The sequence below is a fragment of the Halorubrum sp. GN11_10-6_MGM genome (assembly GCF_005435165.1).
Taxonomy (GTDB): domain Archaea; phylum Halobacteriota; class Halobacteria; order Halobacteriales; family Haloferacaceae; genus Halorubrum.
In genome coordinates this window covers 161838-181774 of the sequence record NZ_SGUC01000002.1, presented here as the reverse complement: position 1 = coordinate 181774, position 19937 = coordinate 161838, and the positions used below count along the sequence as shown (strand labels likewise).

Sequence of the window (19937 nt, the reverse complement as noted above, 5' to 3'; positions counted from 1 at the left end):
ACGGTGCTTCGCCCCCGAACACGACCGTGACGAACCGAACGATCGTCGTTGGGCTCGCCGGGGCGTTCGTCGGCATGACGGCGCTGCTCCTGATCGGCGGAGTCGTCCTCCACCCGATCGCGTTGGCGCTGGCGGTCCCGTTCGGCGCCGTCTCGTACTTCCTCTGGTACCACGCCAGCGGGCGCCTCCACGATCAGGCCCGCCGGTCGGCCGAGGCGGCGGGTCCGACCGAGCGCGAGCGCGCCAGACAGCGCGCCCGCGCCGCGGCCAACCGGGAGCGCGCGTACCGCGCCGCCGGCACCGACGGCGGTCGCGGCGCGGGCGAGGGAGGGCGGGCCGGGGCTCGCGGCGGAGTGGGGGGGTTCGGCGGCGCCGGAGGCCGCGACCCCCGCGACCGCGCGCCGTCGGCCGGCGGGATGACCGAGCGCGAGGCGTACGAGACGCTCGGACTCGATCGTACCGCGGACAGCGAGACGGTCCGACGGCGGTACCGCGAGCGCGCGAAGCGGCTCCACCCCGACGGCGAGGACGGCGACGAGGAGGAGTTCAAGGATCTCAACGAGGCGTACGAGACGTTGAAGGGCTGACAGGCCGGCGGGACGACGCTACCGCCGTCGCTCGACGCGAGCGACGGCGTTCACTCCGCGTCGAGCGCGGCGGCGACCGCCCGCTCCGCCTCGTCGCGTTCGGTCCGCGTGTTGACGTTGGTGAACGTGCGCTCGGTCGTCAGCGACCGTATCGCCGCGTCGTCGACCACCGACGCCTCCAACTGCTCCACCATCGCGAGCACCTTCCGGTCGCCGCGGTCGAGCGCGCGGTCGCAGGCTGTCGCGGCCGGGTCTGCCGCGTAGACGGCCTGCGTGGTCTGATACCAGCGGTCGTCGAGCCGGGGGACGGCCGCCTCGATCCCCGGCTCCGCGACCGTCTCGCGGAGGTGTACGAGGAACCTCGGGTCGACGAACGGCATGTCGCAGGCGACGACGGCGGTGTACGAGTCCGTCGCCGCTCGGCAGGCGTTCCGGATCCCCGCGAGCGGTCCGAGGTCCGGCTCCTCGTCGAGCGCCCAGCGGACGGGGAGTGAGACCCCCGAGAGCGCCTCGGCGATCGCCTCGCGCTGGTCCGATCGGCAGTTGACGACGAGCTCGTCGACGACGGGGTCGCCGCCGCTCGCGCGGTCGGCGCCGGGCTGGACCGGGTCGTCGGTCCCCGCGAGCCGATCCGCGACCCGGCGGATCATCGGGGTGCCGTCGACCGTCGCGACGGCCTTGTCGACGTCGCCGAAACGCGTCGAGCGCCCGCCGGCGAGGATGGCTCCGGTGGTCATGCCCGCGGGTTGGCCGGCCGGGGACTTCGCGGTTGCGGTGGTGAGGCGCCGGGCGTGCGGACGGTGGCGGCGCGCTCGAATCCGTTCGGGCGCGAACGGCGCGCTCGCCCGCTCATCCGCCCGAAAGCGACCCGTTAAGTGGCCGGCGACCCAACCGATATCCATGCCAGAGGCCACGGATCTGGAGGAGCTGAAGCGGGGGACCGAGCTGGTCAAGCGCGGCTTCGCACAGATGCAGAAGGGCGGCGTCATCATGGACGTCGTCAACCGCGAACAGGCCCGCATCGCGGAGGACGCGGGCGCGGTCGCCGTGATGGTGCTCGAACACGTCCCGGCGGACATCCGCAAGCGCGGCGGCGTCGCGCGGATGCCCGACCCGGAGCGCGTCCCAGAGATCATCGACGAGGTGTCGATCCCGGTGATGGGGAAATCGCGGATCGGCCACCGGAAGGAGGCCGAGATCCTGGAGGCGCTCGGCGTCGACATGATCGACGAGTCCGAGGTGCTCACGCCCGCCGACGACGAGTATCACACCGACAAGCGCGACTTCACCTCGCCGTTCGTCTGCGGCGCCCGCAACCTCCCCGAGGCGCTCCGCCGCATCCACGAGGGCGCGGCGATGATCCGGACGAAGGGCGAGGCCGGCACCGGCGACGTGAATCAGGCCGTCAAACACCAGCGCACCATCAAAAACCAGATCCGAACGCTCACCGGCCTCAACTACGAGGAGCGCGAGAAGTGGGCCCGCGAACACGGCTCCCCCCGCGATCTGGTCCACGAGACCGCGGAGGCCGAGCGGCTCCCGGTCGTGAACTTCGCGGCCGGCGGCATCGCGACGCCCGCCGACGCCGCGCTGATGATGTACCACGGCTGCGACGGTATCTTCGTCGGCTCCGGCATCTTCGGCGCGGAGGACCCCGCGGCGATGGGCAACGCCATCGTCGAGGCCGTCAACAACTGGGACGACCCCGAGGAGCTCGCGCGCATCGCGAGCGGCACCGGGAAGGGGATGAAGGGCCAGTCTAACGAGGACATGAAAGAAGAGGAGCAGCTCCAAGGCCGCGGTGTTTAAATAAGATTTTCTGCTACGCGGCAATCTTTTATACATAGAACTGCGGTGGCGTGCGCCTCCGAGCGCCCGCAGGGCGCGAGGAGCACGCGCGAGGGACGCCGCGAGCGACCGCAGGGAGCGAGCGGCGAGGCTGGGGAGGCGTGAGGCTGCGGTCGCTGTGCGGGGCGGGACGCAAAGGGGCAGCCGCGAGGCGGGCGCAGGCGACGCAAGCACCGCAGCGAGCGAGTGAAACGAGCGACTGAGGAGCGCAGAGAGCGTGCGCCCGCCTCGCGGCTGGGGCTTTGGAAGTGTTCCCCGTCGATCCGGTAGTGTTCAGATAAGCTGATTCCATGCGAAGGCGAACGATCCTAGCCACTCGTTTGCTGTTTCTGCTTTGGCGTTGCTAAAACAGTTTGAGAAACTGGTAGTTCTGCGTTTTACCTCACGAAAGACACGTTCGACGCTGTTTCGATTGCCATGTCGTTCGTATCTAAAATCGAGGCCGTGTTTGTCACAAGCTCGGTGGAGTGGAACCGCGCCATCAACGAGAAAGATCGCGTCATCTACGTCGTGTTTATCGCGGAGTTCCGTAAAGAACTGATCTGCGATCACGTTCGTTCTTGTTGGCTCAAGCTTTGTATGTAGCAAATCGTTTGACTGAGGATCGACAGCAGCGTACAGCCAGTATTGTTCATCATCGAGCTGAATCACAGTCTCGTCAACCGCAACGTGATTCGGGCTCCGACCAGTCTCTGGCTGTAGATCGGCCTTATGAACCCAGTTATGAACGGTGGATCGAACTCGATCAACTCCGAATACCTCAAGAAATGAAACAGTATTCGAAAGCGATAATCCGGACAGACGAAGTTGAATACTGAGTTTCATCAACAGTCTCGGTGTTGCTTCTCGCTCCACAAACTCTAAGTTGATCTCATCTAAACAGCCGCTGAGGCGGTCGTTTTCGGGCATAGATCACTTTGAAAACGAACCGCCTCACCTTTCAACCTTATCTGAACACCGCCGTCGATCCAGAGTCAACTGTTTATAAGCGAGCGATTGGGCTTATTCAGATTCATTCGTATGCGTCGAGAGCCGATTACCGATTATCCCGACCGCGTACCCGACGAGCCCGGCGACGACCGCGAACTGCAGCCCGAGTCTGACGCCGACTTCGATTCCGCCGAGCAGCTCCCCACGCGCGGATTGGTATCCATACCCCAGCATCCGCGGATAGCTGTACCGGCCCGCGCCCGTCCAGTTGCCAGTGATATAGCCGACGAGCGGCGGGAACGCGAACCACCAGCAGCCGACGAGCCACAGCGAGCCGACGGTCGGGAGGAGACCCGCACCCGCGAAACCCGCGGCGACCGCTATCCCGAGCGCCAGCGCAAGCCACCAGAGGGAGAGCCCGACGTCCAGCCCGAGCGCGAACCCGACGGAGGCGAGCAGGAGGAGGCCGACCACGCCCAGCGGGAGCAGCCGCCTCGCAGGGGAGGCGCCGACGACGTGTGGGAGGATGCGGATCTCTCGGAGGGCCATCACCGTCGGATGCGTCGTCCTGAGTGAAAGTCGTTCGGGGGCTCAGGGGTCAATCTGTCCACGGCGAGGCGGGCTACCGAGAGAGCCGACGGGAGAGACGCTCACCGCACGTCGTCGTCGTACAGCCACGCTCCGACGATCTCCTCGTCGCCGTCGCGACGCCAGCGGATCGCCACGACGTCCGGGAACCGGATCGGGACCTGTACCGCTTCCCTGTCGATCGCGTCGTCCGGGTCGAGGTTGTCGTCCAACTCGGCCCACGCGAGGGTGTCGGTTTCGCCCGCCTCGTAATCGGTGCTGACGTTCGTGACGAACACGTCGCCTGCGCGAAGTCGCTCCGTTCCGCCGGTGTGTTCGATCGTCAGTCGGCTGGGTGCGTCGTCCGCGCCCTCGTACTCGAACGCGAAGCAGGCGAACTCCTCGCAGTCCGTCAGTTCGCGGTAGCCGACGGCGCCGAACCCGATCGCGCCCGCGCCGACGAGGAGGACGGCCCGCCGCTCAAGCGACATAGGTTGTTCCGCGTCTCGGCAGCAAGTAAGCGTTTGGCCCGTCAGGTGTCGTTTATAAATTAGTGACTGGGGATCGACGGCGAACACCACCAAAGCCCCAGTCACTCAGCGATACGTCGTTCCTCCGTGGAGAACACCGCCAAAGCCCCAGTCGCGAGAACTCGCGCGACTGCTCCTTTGAGTCCCGGCCCCACCGCACAGCAACCGCAGCCTCACGCCTCCCCAGCCTCGTCGGTGGCCCTCCGCTTCGCTCCGGGCCACCGACTCCCTCGCGGGCGGCTCGCGCCCTGCGGGCGCTCGCCGGCGCGCCGGTCGGACTTTTAGGTGGCTCCGAGCCGTTCGGCTCTCCGGCCGCCGTCCGACTCAGCTCCGCAGCGCCTCGACCGGGCGCTCGTTGGCCGCCTTCCACGCGGGGTACGCGCCGCTGACGATCCCCACGCCGACGCCGAAGACGAGCGCCAAGAGGAGGTAGTACCCGTTCGTCGGGTCGATCACGAGCGCGGCGTCGACCGCGGGCGTCGCGAGGACGAGTCCGGCGACGAGCAGGACGGTGAGCAGCGTGCCGGCCGCGGCGCCGGCGGCGCCGATCAGCCCGGCCTCCGCGAGCAGGACGCGCAACACGTCGCGCCGGGCGACGCCGACCGCGCGCATCACCCCGATCTCCTGTCGGCGCTCGACCGTGCTCATCAACATTACGTTGAGGATAGAGACGCCGGCGACGACGAGCGAGATCGCGCCGAGCCCGAGCAGGAACGTCGAGAGCAGCCCGAAGAACTCGTTGATCTCGTCGACGAGGGCGGCCAGCTCGAACAGTTCCACTCGGTCCTGTCTGGCGTTCACCGACTCGCGGATCGCGTCGGCCGCGGCGCGCGCCTCGGCTCCGGAGTCGGAGATCACGAGCGCCTGCGCGTAGCCGTCGGCCGAGAACGCCGACTCGGGCAGGAAGACGGCGTCGTCGGGCGCCACCGGGCTGAACGTCTGGCTCTCGACCAGCACCGCGATCACCCGCACCTGCGAGCCCGCGATCTCGACGGTGTCGCCCGCGCCGGCCTCGAGGTCCGCGGCGATCCCCGCGCCGAGGATCGCGCCCTGCCGGTGTCGCTCGGGGAGCCGGCCCTCCGCCGCCTCGTACGCCAGCGCGGGCTCCTCGACGCCGTACACCGTCGCGAACGTCTGGTCGCCCTGCCGCGCGACGGTGGCGCTGTCGGAGTACAGCGGGACGACCGCCGCCCCGCCGCCCGCGGAGCCGTCGACCGCCCGCCGGATCGACGCGACGTCCGCGTCGGACAGCGACTCCACGCCCGCGTCGGCGTTCGGGGAGACGACGACCTGCGTGCCGATGTCGCCGATCGCGTCGTCCGCGCCGAGCGCCAGCACGTTCCCGAAGATCCCGAGCGCCGCGACCGCGAGCACGCCGATACACACTCCGAGGACCGCCAGCACGGTCCGCACCCGGTTCCGCCGGAGGTTCCGCGACGCCATCGACACCGCGGGCCGCCAGCCCCGGAGCCAGCCGGCGGCGCCGCTTCCTTGACCGTCGCGGTCGGTCATCCGTCCCCCCGAGCGATCCGGCGCGCGTCGCGCTCGCGGTTCGGCTCCGACCGCGTTTCCGACCCGAGGCCGTCGGGGAGGCCGCCCGTCAACACCCCGTCGGTGAGGTCGACCACGCGGTCGGCGTACTCCTCGACGAGCGGGTCGTGGGTGACCGCGACGACGGCGACGCCCTCGGCCTTGACGCGCTCGAACTCGCCGAGGATCGCCTCGCCCGTCTCGGTGTCGAGGTTCCCGGTCGGCTCGTCGGCGAGCAGGACCGCGGGCTCGTTGATGAGTGCGCGAGCGATTGCGACGCGCTGCTTCTGCCCGCCGGAGAGCTCGGTCGGCTCGTGGTCGAGCCGGTCGCCGAGGCCGAACCGCCCGAGCAGGTCGGCGGCCCGGTCGGTCGCGTCGCCGGGGTCGAACGCGGTCGGCATCGCGACGTTCTCGACCGCGGTCAGCGTCGGCAGCAGGTGGAAGTCCTGAAACACGAACCCGATCGACTCCTTGCGCGCCCGCGTCCGCCCGGCCACCGAGAGGTTCGTCACGTCCGTCCCGTCGAGCAGCCGACGGCCCGCGGTCGGGTCGTCGAGCAGCCCGAGGACGTTCAGTAGCGTCGATTTCCCGGAGCCGCTGGGACCGACCACCGCGACGAACTCGCCGGGCCGGACCGCGAAGTCGACCCCGTCGAGCGCGACGACCGGCTCACCGCCCCCGCTCGGATAGCGCTTCACCACGTCCCGGAGCTCGACGGCGTACCCGGTCTCGGTCGGCTCGTCGGGTGCGCCGCGGTCGCTCACGGCGCCGACCCGTCGCGTCGCCGCCCCGTCGACCCCCCGATCCGTCCGGTCCTGACCGCGACGCCGACCGCGCCGGCGAGGCCGACGAGTGCGAGGCCGCTCGCGACCGCGCCAGCGGACCCGAGCCCGCCGGCGCCGATCCGACCGAGCGTCCCGCCGGCCTCCTCGTCGCCGCCCTCCGGCTCCGGCGTGGCCACGGTCAGCGTCTCGGTGTACCGGACGCCGCGCTCGGTGTAGGCGACGCGGATCGGGATCTCCTCGGCGACCGAGGCGTTCACCGCGGTCGTCAGGTCGAAGCCGACGAAGTCGCTGGGGCCGAGCGTCCCGACGAAGTACTCGCCGCCTGCGGCGGTCGCCTCGACGCCGGGCGCGTCGCCGACCGAGACGACCGCGCCCGTCATCTCGCCGCTCCCGACGTTGCCGAGGTTCGCGTCGACGACGACGCCGTCAGGGGTCTCCCGAACGGTCGCGTCGGTGACGGTCGGGGCGGCCTCGCGGACCGGGTACGTCACCGTCGACTCGGCGGTGCGGTCCGCGCCGCGGTCGTTCCGCGCGTCCGTGTCGGCGCGGAACGCCGCGGTGACCGTCACGTCCGAGCGGCGGTCGAGCGGCCCGAGGTCGACGATCACCCGGCGCTCCTCACCGGGCGCCACGTCCTCGACGACGAAGGGGCCGACGTCGACGGTCTCCGCGTCGCCGGCGGCTCCGCCGTCACCGCCGGCGTCGTCGCCGCCGTCGACCGCGGTCCCGACGGCGCGGAGGCTGACCCGGTCGGCCGTCGTCGTCCCGGTGTTGACCACGGTCACTTCGACGGGCGAGTCGGCGACCGGCGGGGCGGTCTCTCCCTCGGCGTCGCCGGTGTCGAGACCGCCACCGCCGCCGAAGATGCCCTGAATGCCGCCGACGCCGAGGTCGCCGGCCGCGGTCTCGCTCTCGTCGTCGCTCCGGAGATCCTCGGGATCGAGCGCGCGGGTCCGGAGGTCGAGCGCGACCTCAGCCGGTACCACCTCGATCACCCTGTCGCGACCGACGGTCACGAACTCGCCGCTCGTCGACTGGTTCGCGACGGCCTCGACGGTGAGCCGCCTTTCGCCCGGCTCTTCGAACGTCGTCCACAGCGTCGCGTCGAGCGAGTCGCCCGCGGAGAGGGCGCCCACGCCCGAGACGCTGTCGAGCACGTCGCCGTCGGCGTCTCGGAGGCGGACCGTCGTGACGTTCGCCGCCGCGTCGCTCCCGCCGGAGTTCGTGACGGTGACGTTCAGCGCCGTCCGCTCGCCGACGGTCGGGTCGTCCGGGGAGACGCCGACCTCGCCGACGGTGATCCGCGCGTCCGGCACCGCCGCCGCACCGCCGACCGCGAACCCGCCTCCGACGACCGACAGCAGCGTCAGGACGGCCAGCACCGCAGCCGTGGTTCGTGTGTGCGTCAATGTCATCCCAGTTACGCGACCTGCGGGGTTATATCCGTCGCCGACGGAAGGTGACGGCCGCTGTCGGCGCTTCGCGGTCGGCGGACTCCGAGACGTACCGGTTACGCACCCTTTTTCAACGGGCCGACGTAAGGAACGGTAATGAGCGAACGCGACACCGCGCGAGCGGGTGATCGGCGATGATGGGCGGCAACGACCAGCAGGCGTACGACCGCGGTACGTCGCTGTTCTCGCCGGACGGGCGCATCTACCAGGTCGAGTACGCCCGCGAGGCGGTCTCGCGCGGCGCGCCGAGCGTCGGCGTCCGGACGACCGACGGCGTCGTCTTCGTCGCGATGTCACGTCCCTCCTCCTCGCTGATGGAGGCCGAGAGCATCGAGAAGCTACACAAGCTCGACGACCACGTCGGCACCGCCAGCGCGGGCCACGTCGCCGACGCCCGCCAGCTGATCGACTTAGCGCGCCGGCAGTCGCAGGGGAACCGCCTGCGGTACGGCGAGCCCGTCGGCGTCGAGACGCTGACGAAGTTCGTCACCGACCACATCCAGGAGAACACCCAGCGCGGCGGCACGCGCCCGTACGGCGCCGCCCTCCTCATCGGCGGCATCGACGACGGCGAGCCGCGCCTGTTCGCCGCCGACCCCTCGGGCACGCCCAACGAGTGGAAGGCGACCGTCATCGGCGGCGGCCGGCAGGACATCCAGGGCCACCTCGAGGCCGAGTGGACGGACGACCTCTCGCTTTCGGACGGCATCGAGCTCGCGATCGCGGCGCTGGCCGCACACGACGACGAGTTCGAGCCCTCGGACCTCGCTGTCGCGACCGTGACCGAGGCCGACGGCTTCCGGACGGTCCCGGTCGAAGAGGTCGAGACCGCGTTCGAGGCGGTCGGTCTCGCCGCGGACGACGAGACGGACGCTGACGAGACGGATGCTGACGACGAGACGGACGCTGACGAGACGGATGCTGACGACGAGACGGACGCTGACGACGACGGCTCCGACGCGGACGCCGACGAGTAGCGACTCGGCCTCGCCGCCGCGCAGTCGGCGGGCGGACACCGACTGCGCGGAATTGTATATCTCACACACAACACTTTTAGCGCCGGGACTCCATACGTTCACTGTAAAATGCCCGATTCGATGTCCGAACAGCTCCAACGGGACATGGAGTGCGAGGGGTTACTCGAGTGTTTCCACGGCCTGAAGCAGTTGGACAAGGACTGTTACCAGACGCTCGTGTCGGCCGACGAGGCCCTCACGATCGACGAGGTCGCCGAGCGCGTCGACCGCGAGCGCTCCACCGCCTACCGCGCCGTCCAGCGGCTCCTCAAGGCCGGCTTCATCCAGAAAGAGCAGATCAACTACGATCAGGGTGGCTACTACCACGTGTACAGGCCGACGGACCCGTCGCAGATCGCGGACGACATGCAGCGGCTGCTAAACGACTGGTACGCGAAGATGGGACAGCTCATCGGCGAGTTCGAGGACAAGTACGAGCAGCCCGAGCGCGCCGCCGTCCAGAACTGACGGGGCGACCGACCGGCCGGTCGTGACCCGGATCGACGCGCGAAACTCGGGGGGAGAGCTGTCGATGTCCCGTCGTTTGTGGCCGATATCGCGTCGTTTCTCCGACAGGGAACGCGGCTACCGGACCGGTTGCCGTTCCGGCGTTCGATGCGGTTCGGACGCAGTGTCGCGCCCGATACCCCGTCTTCCAGCGCTTCGAGCGGTTCCGCACAGTTCGGACAGACCGTTTCGGCGGCCACGTGTGCGTCTTGCCCAGTACCCCAACATTCCGGTTGTACTTCGGACGCGCTCGACGCCGGGGAGCGCGACTCTCATGTCGAGCGAGAGGCTTCCAGCGACCGCCGATTTCGGGGGATGCGTCCGAAGGGCGAACCGCGACGGGAAAACCGCGGGGTGACGCGGCGTCGACGCTCAGAACGAGAACACGTGGTCGGCCTCGTCGACGGCTTCGAGGAAGTGACCGCGTCGGCGAACTGCGTTGTTTCTAGTAGACAATACTCCACAGAGCCAGTTTGATTTTGTACGACTGTTCCAATACTATATGAGTCCGAAGCGGCTAGCGACGTCGGGTCGATCGAACCGGCCGCCGATGGCGGCACTTACGGTCGTCCGGGCCGAAGCGGGCCCCATGTCGACGACCGTCCGGGTTCGCTGTACCGACTGCGCGTACGAGGAGGCGTTCGACTCGCTCCGGCGGGCTCGGACTGCGCTCGACGAACACGAGCGCGCGACGAGTCACGCCGTCGACTGGGAGATCGGGGGACTGTCTCCGGGCGTCGAACGCGCGGGCGACGACGCCGGCGTCTGTGGCCGGGAGGGGTGTGCGAACCCGGACTCGCCGCTCCTCGATCACGACCCGTCGGCCGCCTCGGACCCGGGCGCCTGAGCATAGCGACCGTATCTATTGTACAATAAAAGCAAGTTTGCCGACGAGGACGGGCGAGGAGTATGCGGATCGTAGTCGCGACGGACCGATCGGACGCGAACGCGGCCCCGATCGTTCCGCCCGAGGCGTCCTCCGGGATGACGCCGACCGGGATTTTTGTCGCTGGAGCGCTCACGACGACGTGATGACGCGCGAGACGATAACACACCGCGACGGCCACGTCTACGAGTTCGGGCCGGAGATGGAGCCGGTCTACGAGGCCGCCGACGGCGAGTCGCTGACGATCGAGACGGTCGACAGCCTGAACGGCGAGATTCAGGAGAACGACGACCTGCTCGACGCGATTCCGGACGAAGTCAACGCCGCCACCGGTCCGATCGCGGTGGCCGGCGCGAGCCCGGGCGACGTCCTCGCGGTCGAGATCGAGGCCGTGCGCGTCGCCGAGGACCGCGGCCGCGTGCTCACCGCGCCCGGCTTCGGACTCCTCCAGGACGATCCCGAGATCGACCACCCCGCGACGCGGATCACGGAGGTACGGGAGGGCGACGGGAGCGACGGGGGAGCGACGGCGATCGACTTCGAGGGGATCGACGTGCCGATCGAGCCCGTGATCGGGACGATCGGCGTCGCCACGGGCGGGGAGACGATCTCGACGCTCACGCCCGACGACCACGGCGGCAACCTCGACACGACCGACGTGACCGGCGGGACGACCGTCTACTTCCCCGTGTTTCAGGAGGGCGCCATGCTGGCGCTGGGCGACGCCAAGGCCGCGATGGCCGACGGCGAGATGTGCGGGACCGGCGCCGAGATCGCGGTCGAGGTCGACGCGACGCTCTCGGTGATCGAGGACCCCGACGTGGCGCTCGACCGACCCCTCCTCGACACCGGCGACGCGGTGAAGACGGTCGCGAGCGCGCCGACGTTGGAAGAGGCCGTCGAACTGGCGAACGGCGACATGCTCGCCCTGCTGGCGCACCACCACGGCTTCGCGCGCACCGAGGCGTACCTCTTCGCGAGCCTCGTCGGCGGACTGGAGATCAGCCAAGTGGTCGACCCGCAGGTGACGGCCCGCAACGCCGTGCCGAGCGAGTACCTCTCGCTACCGTTCTGAGCCGTCGACGCCGAGCTCAGCGCTCCGACCGCTCGGCGAACCGTCGCGCGGCGTCGCTCAGGCCGGCGTCGGTCGGGGGGTCCGTCTCGTCGGCCTCACCGGCCTCGCCGCTCTCGGCGTCCGCCGCATTTCCATCGCGGGTAGCAGCGCTTTCGTCGGCTGCGGCGACGGCGCCGTCGGCGTCTCCGTGCGCGTTCCCGTCGCCGTCCTCGGTTGGTGGTCCGCCCCCGACGTCGGACGGGTCGGCGTCCGGCGGGTAGCTCAGCTCGGCGGGCGGGACGAAGGCGGTCTCGACCGCGCGGACGATCTCGTCGACCTGTTCCTCGTCGAGGCGGTCGGCGTACGCCTCGCGGACGAGGTCCGGGACCGCGTAGGCGTAGTGGCCGCGACCGGCGTGGCGGATGAGCCCCGCCCGCCGAATCGGTCGATGGCGGCTGTACGCGTGTCCGGAGTCGCCGTCGCCGCCGGCGTCGATGTGGGCCGCGACCGGGTCGCTCGCTCCCTCGCGGCGGTAGTGACGGAGCATGCCGCGCGAGAGCTCCGGGAGCCCCTCGATCCGCGAGCGGAGCTCCTCGATCACCGCCTCCCGGGTGCCGAGTTCGATGGCGTCGTCGAACCGGAGCGCGCTCTCGGCCACGTCGTCGCGGGTGACCGGGTCGACGTCGCTCGGAGGACCAGCCTCGTCCTCGGGAGCGGCCGGCGTGGCGTCGGCGTTCGTAGCGTCAGCGTTCGGAGCGTCGGCGTTCGCGGGGCCGTCGTCCAGCTCGGTCTCATCGGTCTCGTCGGCCGCCGCGTCCGAGTCGCTCTCGGTCGCGGCCTCGGCGTCGTCCGCCTCCGCTCCGTTCTTCTCGGTCGCGGCGACGGCCTCGTCGTAGGACTTGAGCACGGACTGGCCGTCGTCGTCTCCGTCGCCGTCACGGGCGTCGTCGAGCCGCTCGGCGCCGGGTGCGGGTCGGCCCCCGCTCCGGTAGGGCGCCTCCGCCTTCCCCAGCAGCGCCTGCGCGAACTGGTCGGCCATGTTGCTCAGGTCGCGGGCCTCCTCCAGCTCGCGTTCGAGGTCGGCGATCCGTCGGTCCTTCTTCTCTAACTCCTGTTTGAGGTCGGCGATCTCGGACTCGCGGCGCTGTTCCTCGTCGGAGATGGACTGGAGCTCGCCGACGAGGTCGCTGGAGACCGACTTCAGCTCCGGGCGCTCGAAGTCGTCGAGCCCGGGGGTCGCGCCCGCGTCGAACGTCTCCTTGCGGTGGAACTGGATCCGGCGGATCGACTCGTCCCAGTCGGTCATCAGGAAGGCCTCGCCGTCGCCCAGATCCTCGACCGCACTCGCGTACTTCGATCCGAGGATGCGGCCGACGACCTTCGTGTCGTTGTCCCACGTGAGCCGGTGCCAGCAGAGCCAGTCGCACTGAGTGATGAAGTCCTTCTTGACGTCGGCCGGGCGCTGGCTGATGCCGACGATGCCGAGGCCGTGTTTCCGGCCGCGCTTGCCCACCTTGATCAGCATCTTGCCCGTCTCGTCCATCCCGCCGCCCTCGGGGATGTACTCGTGGCACTCCTCGATCACGAGCAGGAAGGGCTTCTTCATGCGCTTCTCCTTCGCGAACAGCTGTTTGACGACTTCGAGGAGGAGTTCGTTGGCGGTGTCCTCTTCGAGGTAACCGGAGACATCGAGGATGATCGGGACGTTCTGCTCTAAGGCGAGGTTCGCGAGCTTCTCGGCGTGTTCGGGGGAGACGACGATGTCGCACTCGTCGTCGGCGCCGGCGTGGAGAATTTCATATTCTTCTTTTAAACCGTAATATTCACCGTCTGTGTCCACGATCATGACAGGAAACCCGTTAGATAGCAAATTTTCGATAACGACGGACGCGGTGTTGCTCTTGCCGGAGCCGCTCTTCCCCGTGATGAAGGACCGGCCGGTGAGGACGTCGACGACCGGGAGTTCGACCGGGGAGCCGGGGTCCGCCGTCGCGTCGCCGCCGATCCCCTCGCTGACGTCCGCGACGTGGATCGTCTCCTCCTCGCTCATACCCGTGAGAGGTGGCGCCCGCCTCATAAACCATCGCCTCGGTCGGCGGGCGGTCGCCGTCGACCGCGAGCGGAGCGCGAACGGAGCGCGACCGAGCCGCGTTCCGAGGTCCGCAAGACGTATGCCGCCGCCGGGAGTCCGACCTCGCATGGACACCGAGAACACCCTCCTCAACGCGGTGGTCGGCGCTATCGCGTCGGCCCTCCTCTCGTTCACCGGCATCTCACCGCTCCTCGGCGGCGCCGTCGCCGGGTATTTAAATGGCGACGGCGGGCTGCGGGTCGGCGCGCTCTCCGGCGCTATCGCGTCGATCCCGATCGTCGGGCTGCTGCTGCTCGTACTGCTTTTATTCCCCTTCTTTGGGTTCTTCGGCTTCCCGATCGAGGCCGGGATCGCGGCCGGCGGCGTGTTCATTTTCGGGGCGATCATCGTGATCGGCGGCGTCGTCTACTCCGTGGTGTTGAGTGCGCTCGGCGGACTGCTCGGCGTGTACGTGAAGAACGAACTGTAAGTCAGTCGCGGTTACTTATAAATAGTCGAATCCGGATCGGCGACGGACACCGCCAAATCCCCAGCCGCTCGTTTATAAACAGCTAACTTTGGAGCGGCGGCGAACGGCTCCAAAGCCTCAGTCGCTCGGCGGTACGTTGCTGTAGTCATTTATGAGTCCATGACCGACACGACCGCCACCGAAGCCCCAGTCGCGAGGTGGGCGTACACTCGCTTCGGTCCTCGTCACTCGCCCCGCTCGTTCCTGCGGTCCTTGCGTCGTCTACGCCCACCTCGCGACTGCCCCTTCGAGTCCCGCCCCGCACCGCACAGCAACCGCACCTCACGCCTCCCCAGCCTCGTCAGTCTCCTCCGCTTCGCTCCGGCGACTGACTCCCTCGCGCGTGCTGTTTCGCGGTCGCCGGGGGCGACCGCTCACAGGCACACGCCACCGCAGTCGGTTTATAAGTAAGCGCCGTGGTTGACGGTCGGTTTCAGTGCTCGCCGCCGGTGCCGCGCCGGTCGGAGTCGAGGTCGATGTCGAGGTCGTCGAGGAGCTCCTCGGCCTCCTCGCGCTTCTCCTGATGGTCTTCGAGGAACTCGCGCATGAGTTCGGCGGCCTGCTCCTTACAGCCGCCACAGAGGCGCTCGCCGTTGACACACTCCGAGTACACCTCCTTCGTGAGCTCGTCGTCGTCGCCCGCGAGCAGGTAGGCGTACAGCTCGTAGACCGGACACTCGTCCGCCTCGCCGCCCAGTTCGCGCTGCTCCTCGGCGGTGTCGCGGCCGCCCGTCGTGGCGGCCTTCACCTTGTCGTAGCCGTCCTCGGGGTCGTCGAGCAGCGAGATGTGGCTCGCCGGGACTGACGAGGACATCTTCCCGCCGGTGAGTCCGGTCATGAACCGGTGGTAGATCGAGGAGGGCTGCCGGAAGCCGAACCCGTCGTGGTCGATCTCCACCTCGCGGGCCAGCGACTCGGCCTCGCCGCGGGTGAGGTCGAAGGCATCGACGTGCCCCTCGAACACGCGCTTCTCGCCGTCGACGGCCTCGATGAGCGCCTCGAACGCCTCGTCGGTCGCGTTGCGGTCGAAGAAGCGCACCCGGGGGCGGAGCGGCTCCTTCCCGCCCGCTTCGAGCTTGTCGAGCGCGGATGCCTTGGCGGCGGCGAGGTCCACGCTCTCGCGGTCGCTCTCCGGCGGCTCGTAGTCGGCGAGCCACTCGGCGGCGTCCTCGCAGCGCACAACGCTCTCATCGAGTAAGTTCTCCTTCGCCAGCGCGTCGTAGGCGGCCCGGACCAGCTGCCGCTCGTCGTCGTCCAGCTCGAAGGAGGCGAACGCCTCGGTCACCTTGAAGTAGCGCACGCGGGTCGCCAGGTCGCGGGTGAGCCGGACGTGCGGGTCCTGGTCGGGCCCGACCGGAATGACGGTGGGCTTCGGCTCGTCGACGAGCTGCGGGTAGAGGATGTCCGCCGTCTGCGTGACGACGCTCTGCATGTGCGAGATGTTCGTCTCGCCGTCGAAGCCGTAGATCGCCTCGAACTCCGAGAAGTTCGCCTTCGAGCCGAGCTCGAAGCCGAGGTCCTGGACCTCGCGGTTGTCCGACTGCCGGTACAGCTCTCCCGCCTCGGCGTCGAATCCGAGCGCGAGGAGGCTCAGGAGGTAGTTACGCGCGTGCTCGTCGATCTCGTCCCACGACATCCCGCGCGCCGAGTGGGCCTCGAGGTCGGCGATGAGTCCGAAGGCGTCGCCGCCCATCTCCTGGTGCCAGATGATCTCGTCGAACACGAGCTTGTGGCCGATGTGCGGGTCGCCGGTGGGCATGAACCCGGAGAGCGCCGCGAACGGCTCGTCGTTCGCCATCGCTTCCGCGACCGCGTCGTACTCACGGTGGCCGAAGATGACGCCCCGACGCATCAGGTAGTGCGGGTCGGGCACCTCGTCTGCCACGTCGTCGAACGCCTCGATGCCGAACTCCGCGAACAGGTCCGCGTAGTCGCCGACCGACGCCGACCCCCACGGGTCGAGCGCGACGTCCTCGGTCGGCTCGTCCGCGCGCTCGGTCCCGCCGTCGGTCCGGGGAGGCGTCGACGGCCCGCGGGCGGCGGCGGACTCGCGTCCGTCGCCCGCCGGCGGCGCCCCCTCCGAGGTGTCCTCGTCCATACCTCCTCTCCCGTCGGTCGACGCAAAAACCGTTCGCTTGCGCGGGAGGGGTTGCCACAGCCCCCTCGGAGACGCGACGCCGCCGGGGGTCGGTCACTCCGCTCGCGGCACCAGTCGCGTCGCGGTCGCCTTCCACCGGATCGACACCTGATTCCCGGGTTCGAGCCCGAGCCGCTCGATGCTCTCGGCCGTTAGCAGCGCGGCCACCGTCACTGTTTGCGGGGCGGTCTCGGCGCCGTCCGCGTCGTCCTCGGAACCGTCCGTATCGACCGCGATCCGCGCCGTCGAGACCGTCTCCCCGGCGTCGATCTCGACGATCCGCCCCGCGAGCGCGTTCCGGGCGCTCGTCGCGTCCGGGTCGACGGCGCCGGCCGCCTCGTTGACGGTGACGGCGTCGGCGCCGATCCGGACCTGGACCGCGTCGCCGACAGCCGGGGACTCGCCGCCGCTCCCGCCGATCTCGCCGACGCCGTGGAGTCCCGAGAGTTCGCCGACGGCGGTGTCGACGACCGCGAGCTCGCCGTGGATGGCGGCCACGGTCCCCCGGAGGACGGTCTCCGGCACGGAGGCGGTCGCCGCGAGGACGGCCTGAAGCCGGTCGTAGCGGTCGAGGAGGTCCCGACCGCTCGCGGTGAGTCGGCTCCCGCCGCCCCCCTCGCCGCCGCGTCGGCGTTCGACGAGCGTGCCGTAGGAACCCTCCAGCGTCTCGATGCGCGACAGAGCTCGCGCGCGGGAGCGTCCCAACTCCGACGCCGCGCCCGCGACCGACCCCGCGGCGTCGACCGCGCGCAGCAGGGCGGCGTCGCGGCCGTCGAACTCGACGCCCTCCTCGATGAGCGCCGCGCGGCCGCGACCCGCGGCCGCATCCGGACCGGCTTCGGGCGGGTCTGTCGCCTCGGGCGTACCTCCCGCTTCGGACGCGTCTCCCATGCCCGGAGGATGCGTCCGGGTCGTGTTGGCGTTTTCGGCCGGGCGCTCCCGACGCGCTCGACGCAGCGCTCGCGGCACGCAAAGTATATGTGGCGCCGACCCATCGTTGTATCTATGCCGATACAACGACGGAGGTTCGTGGCGGCGCTGGGCGCCGGAGCGGTCGCGAGTACGGCCGGCTGTTCGTCGACGGACGGGAGCGGCGGCGACGGGGGGGACGGGAGTAGCGGAGACGGAGGCGACGGGAGCGGAACCGACGGGAGCGGAAACGCGGACGAGTCGGTCGGCGTCGCGGGCGAGACGCTGACGCTCACGACGACGACGAGCACGTACGACACCGGACTCCTCGACGCGATCCACGGGGAGTTCGAGGAGATGTACGGCGTCACGGTCGACGCCGTCGCGCAGGGCACCGGCGCGGCGTTAGAGACCGCTCGCAACGGCGACTCGGACATCGTGATGGTCCACGCCCGCGGGCTCGAAGACGAGTTCATGCGGAACGGGTACGGGATCAACCGCCGCGACCTGATGTTCAACGACTTCGTGATCGTCGGGCCCGAGAGCGACCCGGCGGGGATTCAGGGGATTGGCTCCGCGACCGAGGCGCTGACGACCATCGCGGAGGCGCAGGCACAGTTCGTCTCGCGGGGCGACAACTCCGGGACGCACACGAAGGAGCTGAACCTCTGGGAAGCGGCCGGGACGGAGCCGGGCGGCGACTGGTACCAGGAGACCGGCACCGGGATGGGCGAGGCGCTGAACATCGCCAACCAGCAGGGGGCGTACACGCTCTCGGACCGCGGCACCTACATCTCGCAGCGCTCGGAGATCGATCTGACCATCCTCGTTCAGGGGCCGATCGAGGGCGGCCCGGAGCTCCTCGCGAACCCGTACGGGGTCATGGCGGTGAACCCGGGCGTCCACGAAAACGCCAACTACGACCTCGCGATGGCGTACATCGGCTGGATCACCAGTCCCGGCGTCCAGGAGTCCATCTCGGAGTACCAGGTGAACGGCGAGCAGCTGTTCTTCCCCGAAGCCGTCGCCGAGGAGCCGAACTTCCAGCAGTACGTTCCGGAGGGTTGGAGTAGCGAGAGCGACGACGAGTGAGCGTGCCAGTCGAACCGGTCGCACAGCTGTTGCCGGTCCTGCTCGATCCGGCCGCGTGGCCCGGGACGTCGCTCTTCGGCGCCTCGTTCAGGGACGGGTACGTCGGGAGCATCATCGCCGTCTCGCTGTACGTGAGCCTCACCGCGGTGGCGCTGAGCACGCTCATCAGCGTGCCGGCCGCGCTCGCGATCGGCCTCGCCGACTTCCCCGGAAAGGGGTTCGTGAAGTCCGTCGTCAACACGGGGATGGGCTTTCCCAGCGTCGTGGTCGGACTGGTCGTCCTGTTCGCCGTCTCGAACCAGGGGCCGCTCGGCTCGCTGGAGCTCATCTTCACCCGCGAGGCGATGATCATGTCGCAGTTCGTGCTCGCGACCCCGCCGATCACGGCGATCAGCCTCGCGGCCGTCGACGGCGTCGACGACGGCGTCCGCGACGCGGCGCGCGCGCTCGGCGGAACGCGCCTCGACGCGGCGCTCGTCGTCGTCAAGGAGGCGCGCTACGGGATCGCGACCGCGGTGCTCGCCGGCTTCGGCCGCGCGATAAGCGAGGTCGGCTCCGTCCTCATCGTCGGCGGGAACATCACCGGCGCGGACGGGATCTCGAAGACGCGGACGCTGACGACGGCGATCCAGTTGGAGGCCAGACAGGGCCAGTACGAGACCGCCATGGTGCTCGGCGCCGTCCTCGTCGCGCTCGTGTTGACCGTCAACGCGGTCGTCGTCCGCTTCGGCGGCCGGGGGGCGCAGGGCTGATGCTCCGGGCGACCGACGCCTCGGCGTCGTACGGCGAGGTGGCCGTGTTCCGGGACCTGTCGATCGAGGTCGACGCCGGCGAGGTGCTCGCCGTCATCGGCCCCTCCGGCGTGGGGAAGACGACGCTGCTCCGCCTGCTCGCGCTGTCGCACGAGCCGGACGACGGATCGGTGGCGCTGGACGGAACCGAGGCGTGGGCCGTCGACGCGGCCGAGCGGCTCGCCCTGCGCCGCCGGGTCGGTTTCGTGTTCCAGGAGGCGAACCTCTTCGACGCCTCCGTCGCTCGCAACGTCGAGTACGGACTTCGGGTCCGCCGGTCGTGGGCCGACCGGGCCGGCTCGCTGTTCGGACGCAGTGCGCCGGACGCGGTCCACGAGGCGCTCGACGTCGTCGGGTTGGCGGACGAGACGGGTCGCCACGCGGCGTCGCTGTCCGGCGGCGAGGCCCAGCGCGTGTCGTTCGCTCGGGCGCTGGCGTACGAGCCGGACGCCCTGCTGCTCGACGAGCCGACCTCCGACCTCGACCCGCGGAACACAGCCGTCATCGAGGAGGCGATAGGCGAGGCGCGAGACCGGGGGATCGGCGTCGCGCTCGCGACCCACGACATGCATCAGGCCGAGCGCGTCGCGGACCGCGTCGCGGTGCTGCTCGACGAGGGGATCACCGAGGTTGGGCCGACGGAGCGGGTTTTCGAGGACCCGGCAGACGAGCGCACCCGGAAGTTCATCTCGGGCGAGCTGGTGTACTGACTCG

Annotated in this window: 21 protein-coding genes; 11 read left to right on the top strand and 10 right to left on the bottom strand. The window is 69.6% G+C overall.

The window, feature by feature from the left end; translation table 11 throughout:
• The first annotated feature begins 26 nt into the window (after window positions 1-26).
• Window positions 27-587: a DnaJ domain-containing protein gene (locus EXE46_RS02125; RefSeq protein ID WP_137686848.1), complete on the top strand. Its 561-nt coding sequence runs from the start codon at window positions 27-29 to the stop codon at window positions 585-587.
• Between the two features lie 50 nt (window positions 588-637).
• On the opposite strand, the gene EXE46_RS02120 is transcribed toward EXE46_RS02125, so the two are convergent.
• Window positions 638-1324, bottom strand: a complete 687-nt coding sequence (locus EXE46_RS02120) for a molybdenum cofactor guanylyltransferase (protein WP_137686847.1) — start codon at window positions 1322-1324, stop codon at window positions 638-640.
• A gap of 163 nt (window positions 1325-1487) precedes the next feature.
• On the opposite strand from EXE46_RS02120, the gene pdxS reads away from it, so the two are divergent.
• Window positions 1488-2396: a pyridoxal 5'-phosphate synthase lyase subunit PdxS gene (pdxS, locus tag EXE46_RS02115; RefSeq protein WP_137686846.1), complete on the top strand. Its 909-nt coding sequence runs from the start codon at window positions 1488-1490 to the stop codon at window positions 2394-2396.
• Between the two features lie 312 nt (window positions 2397-2708).
• Here the strand turns inward: pdxS and EXE46_RS02110 are convergent, their stop codons facing one another.
• The 6 genes from EXE46_RS02110 to EXE46_RS02085 all read right to left on the bottom strand — a co-directional run bounded on the left by EXE46_RS02110 (window position 2709) and on the right by EXE46_RS02085 (window position 8192).
• The gene (locus tag EXE46_RS02110; RefSeq protein WP_137686845.1) at window positions 2709-3344 is read right to left on the bottom strand and encodes an IS6 family transposase; all 636 of its coding nucleotides are present in this window, start codon (window positions 3342-3344) and stop codon (window positions 2709-2711) included.
• Between the two features lie 93 nt (window positions 3345-3437).
• Window positions 3438-3914, bottom strand: a complete 477-nt coding sequence (locus EXE46_RS02105; RefSeq protein WP_137686844.1) for a hypothetical protein — start codon at window positions 3912-3914, stop codon at window positions 3438-3440.
• Window positions 3915-4015: 101 nt separating this feature from the next.
• Entirely contained in the window at window positions 4016-4423 is a 408-nt protein-coding gene (locus EXE46_RS02100; RefSeq protein ID WP_137686843.1) for a hypothetical protein, read from the bottom strand.
• 363 nt (window positions 4424-4786) lie between these two features.
• Window positions 4787-5974 carry an ABC transporter permease gene (locus EXE46_RS02095; protein ID WP_137686842.1) on the bottom strand — a complete coding sequence of 396 codons (1188 nt, stop codon included), beginning with the start codon at window positions 5972-5974 and terminating at the stop codon, window positions 4787-4789.
• Window positions 5971-6756: an ABC transporter ATP-binding protein gene (locus EXE46_RS02090; RefSeq protein ID WP_137686841.1), complete on the bottom strand. Its 786-nt coding sequence runs from the start codon at window positions 6754-6756 to the stop codon at window positions 5971-5973. The genes EXE46_RS02095 and EXE46_RS02090 overlap by 4 nt, the downstream gene beginning before the upstream one ends.
• Window positions 6753-8192 (bottom strand): CARDB domain-containing protein, encoded by a 1440-nt coding sequence (locus EXE46_RS02085; RefSeq protein ID WP_199234093.1) that lies wholly within the window; start codon window positions 8190-8192, stop codon window positions 6753-6755. The genes EXE46_RS02090 and EXE46_RS02085 overlap by 4 nt, the downstream gene beginning before the upstream one ends.
• A 173-nt stretch (window positions 8193-8365) precedes the next feature.
• On the opposite strand from EXE46_RS02085, the gene psmA reads away from it, so the two are divergent.
• The 5 genes from psmA to EXE46_RS02065 all read left to right on the top strand — a co-directional run bounded on the left by psmA (window position 8366) and on the right by EXE46_RS02065 (window position 11715).
• Window positions 8366-9208 (top strand): archaeal proteasome endopeptidase complex subunit alpha, encoded by an 843-nt coding sequence (psmA, locus tag EXE46_RS02080; protein ID WP_199234092.1) that lies wholly within the window; start codon window positions 8366-8368, stop codon window positions 9206-9208.
• A 108-nt stretch (window positions 9209-9316) separates the two neighbouring features.
• The gene (locus tag EXE46_RS02075; RefSeq protein ID WP_137686840.1) at window positions 9317-9715 is read left to right on the top strand and encodes a helix-turn-helix domain-containing protein; all 399 of its coding nucleotides are present in this window, start codon (window positions 9317-9319) and stop codon (window positions 9713-9715) included.
• Window positions 9716-10304: 589 nt separating this feature from the next.
• Window positions 10305-10601: a hypothetical protein gene (locus EXE46_RS02070; RefSeq protein WP_137686839.1), complete on the top strand. Its 297-nt coding sequence runs from the start codon at window positions 10305-10307 to the stop codon at window positions 10599-10601.
• Window positions 10602-10663: 62 nt separating this feature from the next.
• Complete coding sequence (locus tag EXE46_RS17570) at window positions 10664-10786, top strand: hypothetical protein (RefSeq protein WP_255509423.1); 123 nt, start codon at window positions 10664-10666, stop codon at window positions 10784-10786.
• Complete coding sequence (locus tag EXE46_RS02065) at window positions 10786-11715, top strand: acetamidase/formamidase family protein (protein ID WP_137686838.1); 930 nt, start codon at window positions 10786-10788, stop codon at window positions 11713-11715. The genes EXE46_RS17570 and EXE46_RS02065 overlap by 1 nt, the downstream gene beginning before the upstream one ends.
• 16 nt (window positions 11716-11731) lie before the next feature.
• On the opposite strand, the gene EXE46_RS02060 is transcribed toward EXE46_RS02065, so the two are convergent.
• Window positions 11732-13744: an ATP-binding protein gene (locus EXE46_RS02060; RefSeq protein ID WP_137686837.1), complete on the bottom strand. Its 2013-nt coding sequence runs from the start codon at window positions 13742-13744 to the stop codon at window positions 11732-11734.
• A 148-nt stretch (window positions 13745-13892) separates the two neighbouring features.
• On the opposite strand from EXE46_RS02060, the gene EXE46_RS02055 reads away from it, so the two are divergent.
• Entirely contained in the window at window positions 13893-14255 is a 363-nt protein-coding gene (locus EXE46_RS02055; RefSeq protein WP_137686836.1) for a DUF5518 domain-containing protein, read from the top strand.
• Between the two features lie 472 nt (window positions 14256-14727).
• Here EXE46_RS02055 and EXE46_RS02050 read toward each other — a convergent pair whose 3' ends face one another.
• Together EXE46_RS02050 and EXE46_RS02045 are read right to left on the bottom strand one after the other, a co-directional pair.
• Window positions 14728-16392, bottom strand: a complete 1665-nt coding sequence (locus EXE46_RS02050; protein WP_137686835.1) for a tryptophan--tRNA ligase — start codon at window positions 16390-16392, stop codon at window positions 14728-14730.
• A 93-nt stretch (window positions 16393-16485) separates the two neighbouring features.
• Complete coding sequence (locus EXE46_RS02045; RefSeq protein WP_137686834.1) at window positions 16486-17322, bottom strand: TOBE domain-containing protein; 837 nt, start codon at window positions 17320-17322, stop codon at window positions 16486-16488.
• A 114-nt stretch (window positions 17323-17436) separates the two neighbouring features.
• Between EXE46_RS02045 and EXE46_RS02040 the strand changes: the two genes are divergently transcribed.
• The 3 genes from EXE46_RS02040 to EXE46_RS02030 are packed head-to-tail and all read left to right on the top strand — an operon-like array spanning window position 17437 to window position 19933.
• Window positions 17437-18432: a substrate-binding domain-containing protein gene (locus EXE46_RS02040; RefSeq protein WP_137686833.1), complete on the top strand. Its 996-nt coding sequence runs from the start codon at window positions 17437-17439 to the stop codon at window positions 18430-18432.
• 2 nt (window positions 18433-18434) lie between these two features.
• Window positions 18435-19184: an ABC transporter permease gene (locus tag EXE46_RS02035; protein ID WP_199234091.1), complete on the top strand. Its 750-nt coding sequence runs from the start codon at window positions 18435-18437 to the stop codon at window positions 19182-19184.
• Window positions 19184-19933: a phosphate ABC transporter ATP-binding protein gene (locus tag EXE46_RS02030; RefSeq protein WP_137686831.1), complete on the top strand. Its 750-nt coding sequence runs from the start codon at window positions 19184-19186 to the stop codon at window positions 19931-19933. The genes EXE46_RS02035 and EXE46_RS02030 overlap by 1 nt, the downstream gene beginning before the upstream one ends.
• Window positions 19934-19937 lie beyond the last annotated feature (4 nt).

What these genes read in the sequence shown, in the direction of transcription:
- EXE46_RS02120 (WP_137686847.1), bottom strand. Translation starts at nt 1,324, where the DNA reads ATGACCACCGGAGCCATCCTCGCCGGCGGGCGCTCGACGCGTTTCGGC.
- pdxS (WP_137686846.1), top strand. Translation starts at nt 1,488, where the DNA reads ATGCCAGAGGCCACGGATCTGGAGGAGCTGAAGCGGGGGACCGAGCTG.
- EXE46_RS02110 (WP_137686845.1), bottom strand. Translation starts at nt 3,344, where the DNA reads ATGCCCGAAAACGACCGCCTCAGCGGCTGTTTAGATGAGATCAACTTA.
- EXE46_RS02105 (WP_137686844.1), bottom strand. Translation starts at nt 3,914, where the DNA reads ATGGCCCTCCGAGAGATCCGCATCCTCCCACACGTCGTCGGCGCCTCC.
- EXE46_RS02100 (WP_137686843.1), bottom strand. Translation starts at nt 4,423, where the DNA reads ATGTCGCTTGAGCGGCGGGCCGTCCTCCTCGTCGGCGCGGGCGCGATC.
- EXE46_RS02095 (WP_137686842.1), bottom strand. Translation starts at nt 5,974, where the DNA reads ATGACCGACCGCGACGGTCAAGGAAGCGGCGCCGCCGGCTGGCTCCGG.
- EXE46_RS02085 (WP_199234093.1), bottom strand. Translation starts at nt 8,192, where the DNA reads ATGACATTGACGCACACACGAACCACGGCTGCGGTGCTGGCCGTCCTG.
- psmA (WP_199234092.1), top strand. Translation starts at nt 8,366, where the DNA reads ATGATGGGCGGCAACGACCAGCAGGCGTACGACCGCGGTACGTCGCTG.
- EXE46_RS02075 (WP_137686840.1), top strand. Translation starts at nt 9,317, where the DNA reads ATGCCCGATTCGATGTCCGAACAGCTCCAACGGGACATGGAGTGCGAG.
- EXE46_RS02070 (WP_137686839.1), top strand. Translation starts at nt 10,305, where the DNA reads ATGGCGGCACTTACGGTCGTCCGGGCCGAAGCGGGCCCCATGTCGACG.
- EXE46_RS17570 (WP_255509423.1), top strand. Translation starts at nt 10,664, where the DNA reads ATGCGGATCGTAGTCGCGACGGACCGATCGGACGCGAACGCGGCCCCG.
- EXE46_RS02065 (WP_137686838.1), top strand. Translation starts at nt 10,786, where the DNA reads ATGACGCGCGAGACGATAACACACCGCGACGGCCACGTCTACGAGTTC.
- EXE46_RS02060 (WP_137686837.1), bottom strand. Translation starts at nt 13,744, where the DNA reads ATGAGCGAGGAGGAGACGATCCACGTCGCGGACGTCAGCGAGGGGATC.
- EXE46_RS02055 (WP_137686836.1), top strand. Translation starts at nt 13,893, where the DNA reads ATGGACACCGAGAACACCCTCCTCAACGCGGTGGTCGGCGCTATCGCG.
- EXE46_RS02050 (WP_137686835.1), bottom strand. Translation starts at nt 16,392, where the DNA reads ATGGACGAGGACACCTCGGAGGGGGCGCCGCCGGCGGGCGACGGACGC.
- EXE46_RS02045 (WP_137686834.1), bottom strand. Translation starts at nt 17,322, where the DNA reads ATGGGAGACGCGTCCGAAGCGGGAGGTACGCCCGAGGCGACAGACCCG.
- EXE46_RS02040 (WP_137686833.1), top strand. Translation starts at nt 17,437, where the DNA reads ATGCCGATACAACGACGGAGGTTCGTGGCGGCGCTGGGCGCCGGAGCG.
- EXE46_RS02030 (WP_137686831.1), top strand. Translation starts at nt 19,184, where the DNA reads ATGCTCCGGGCGACCGACGCCTCGGCGTCGTACGGCGAGGTGGCCGTG.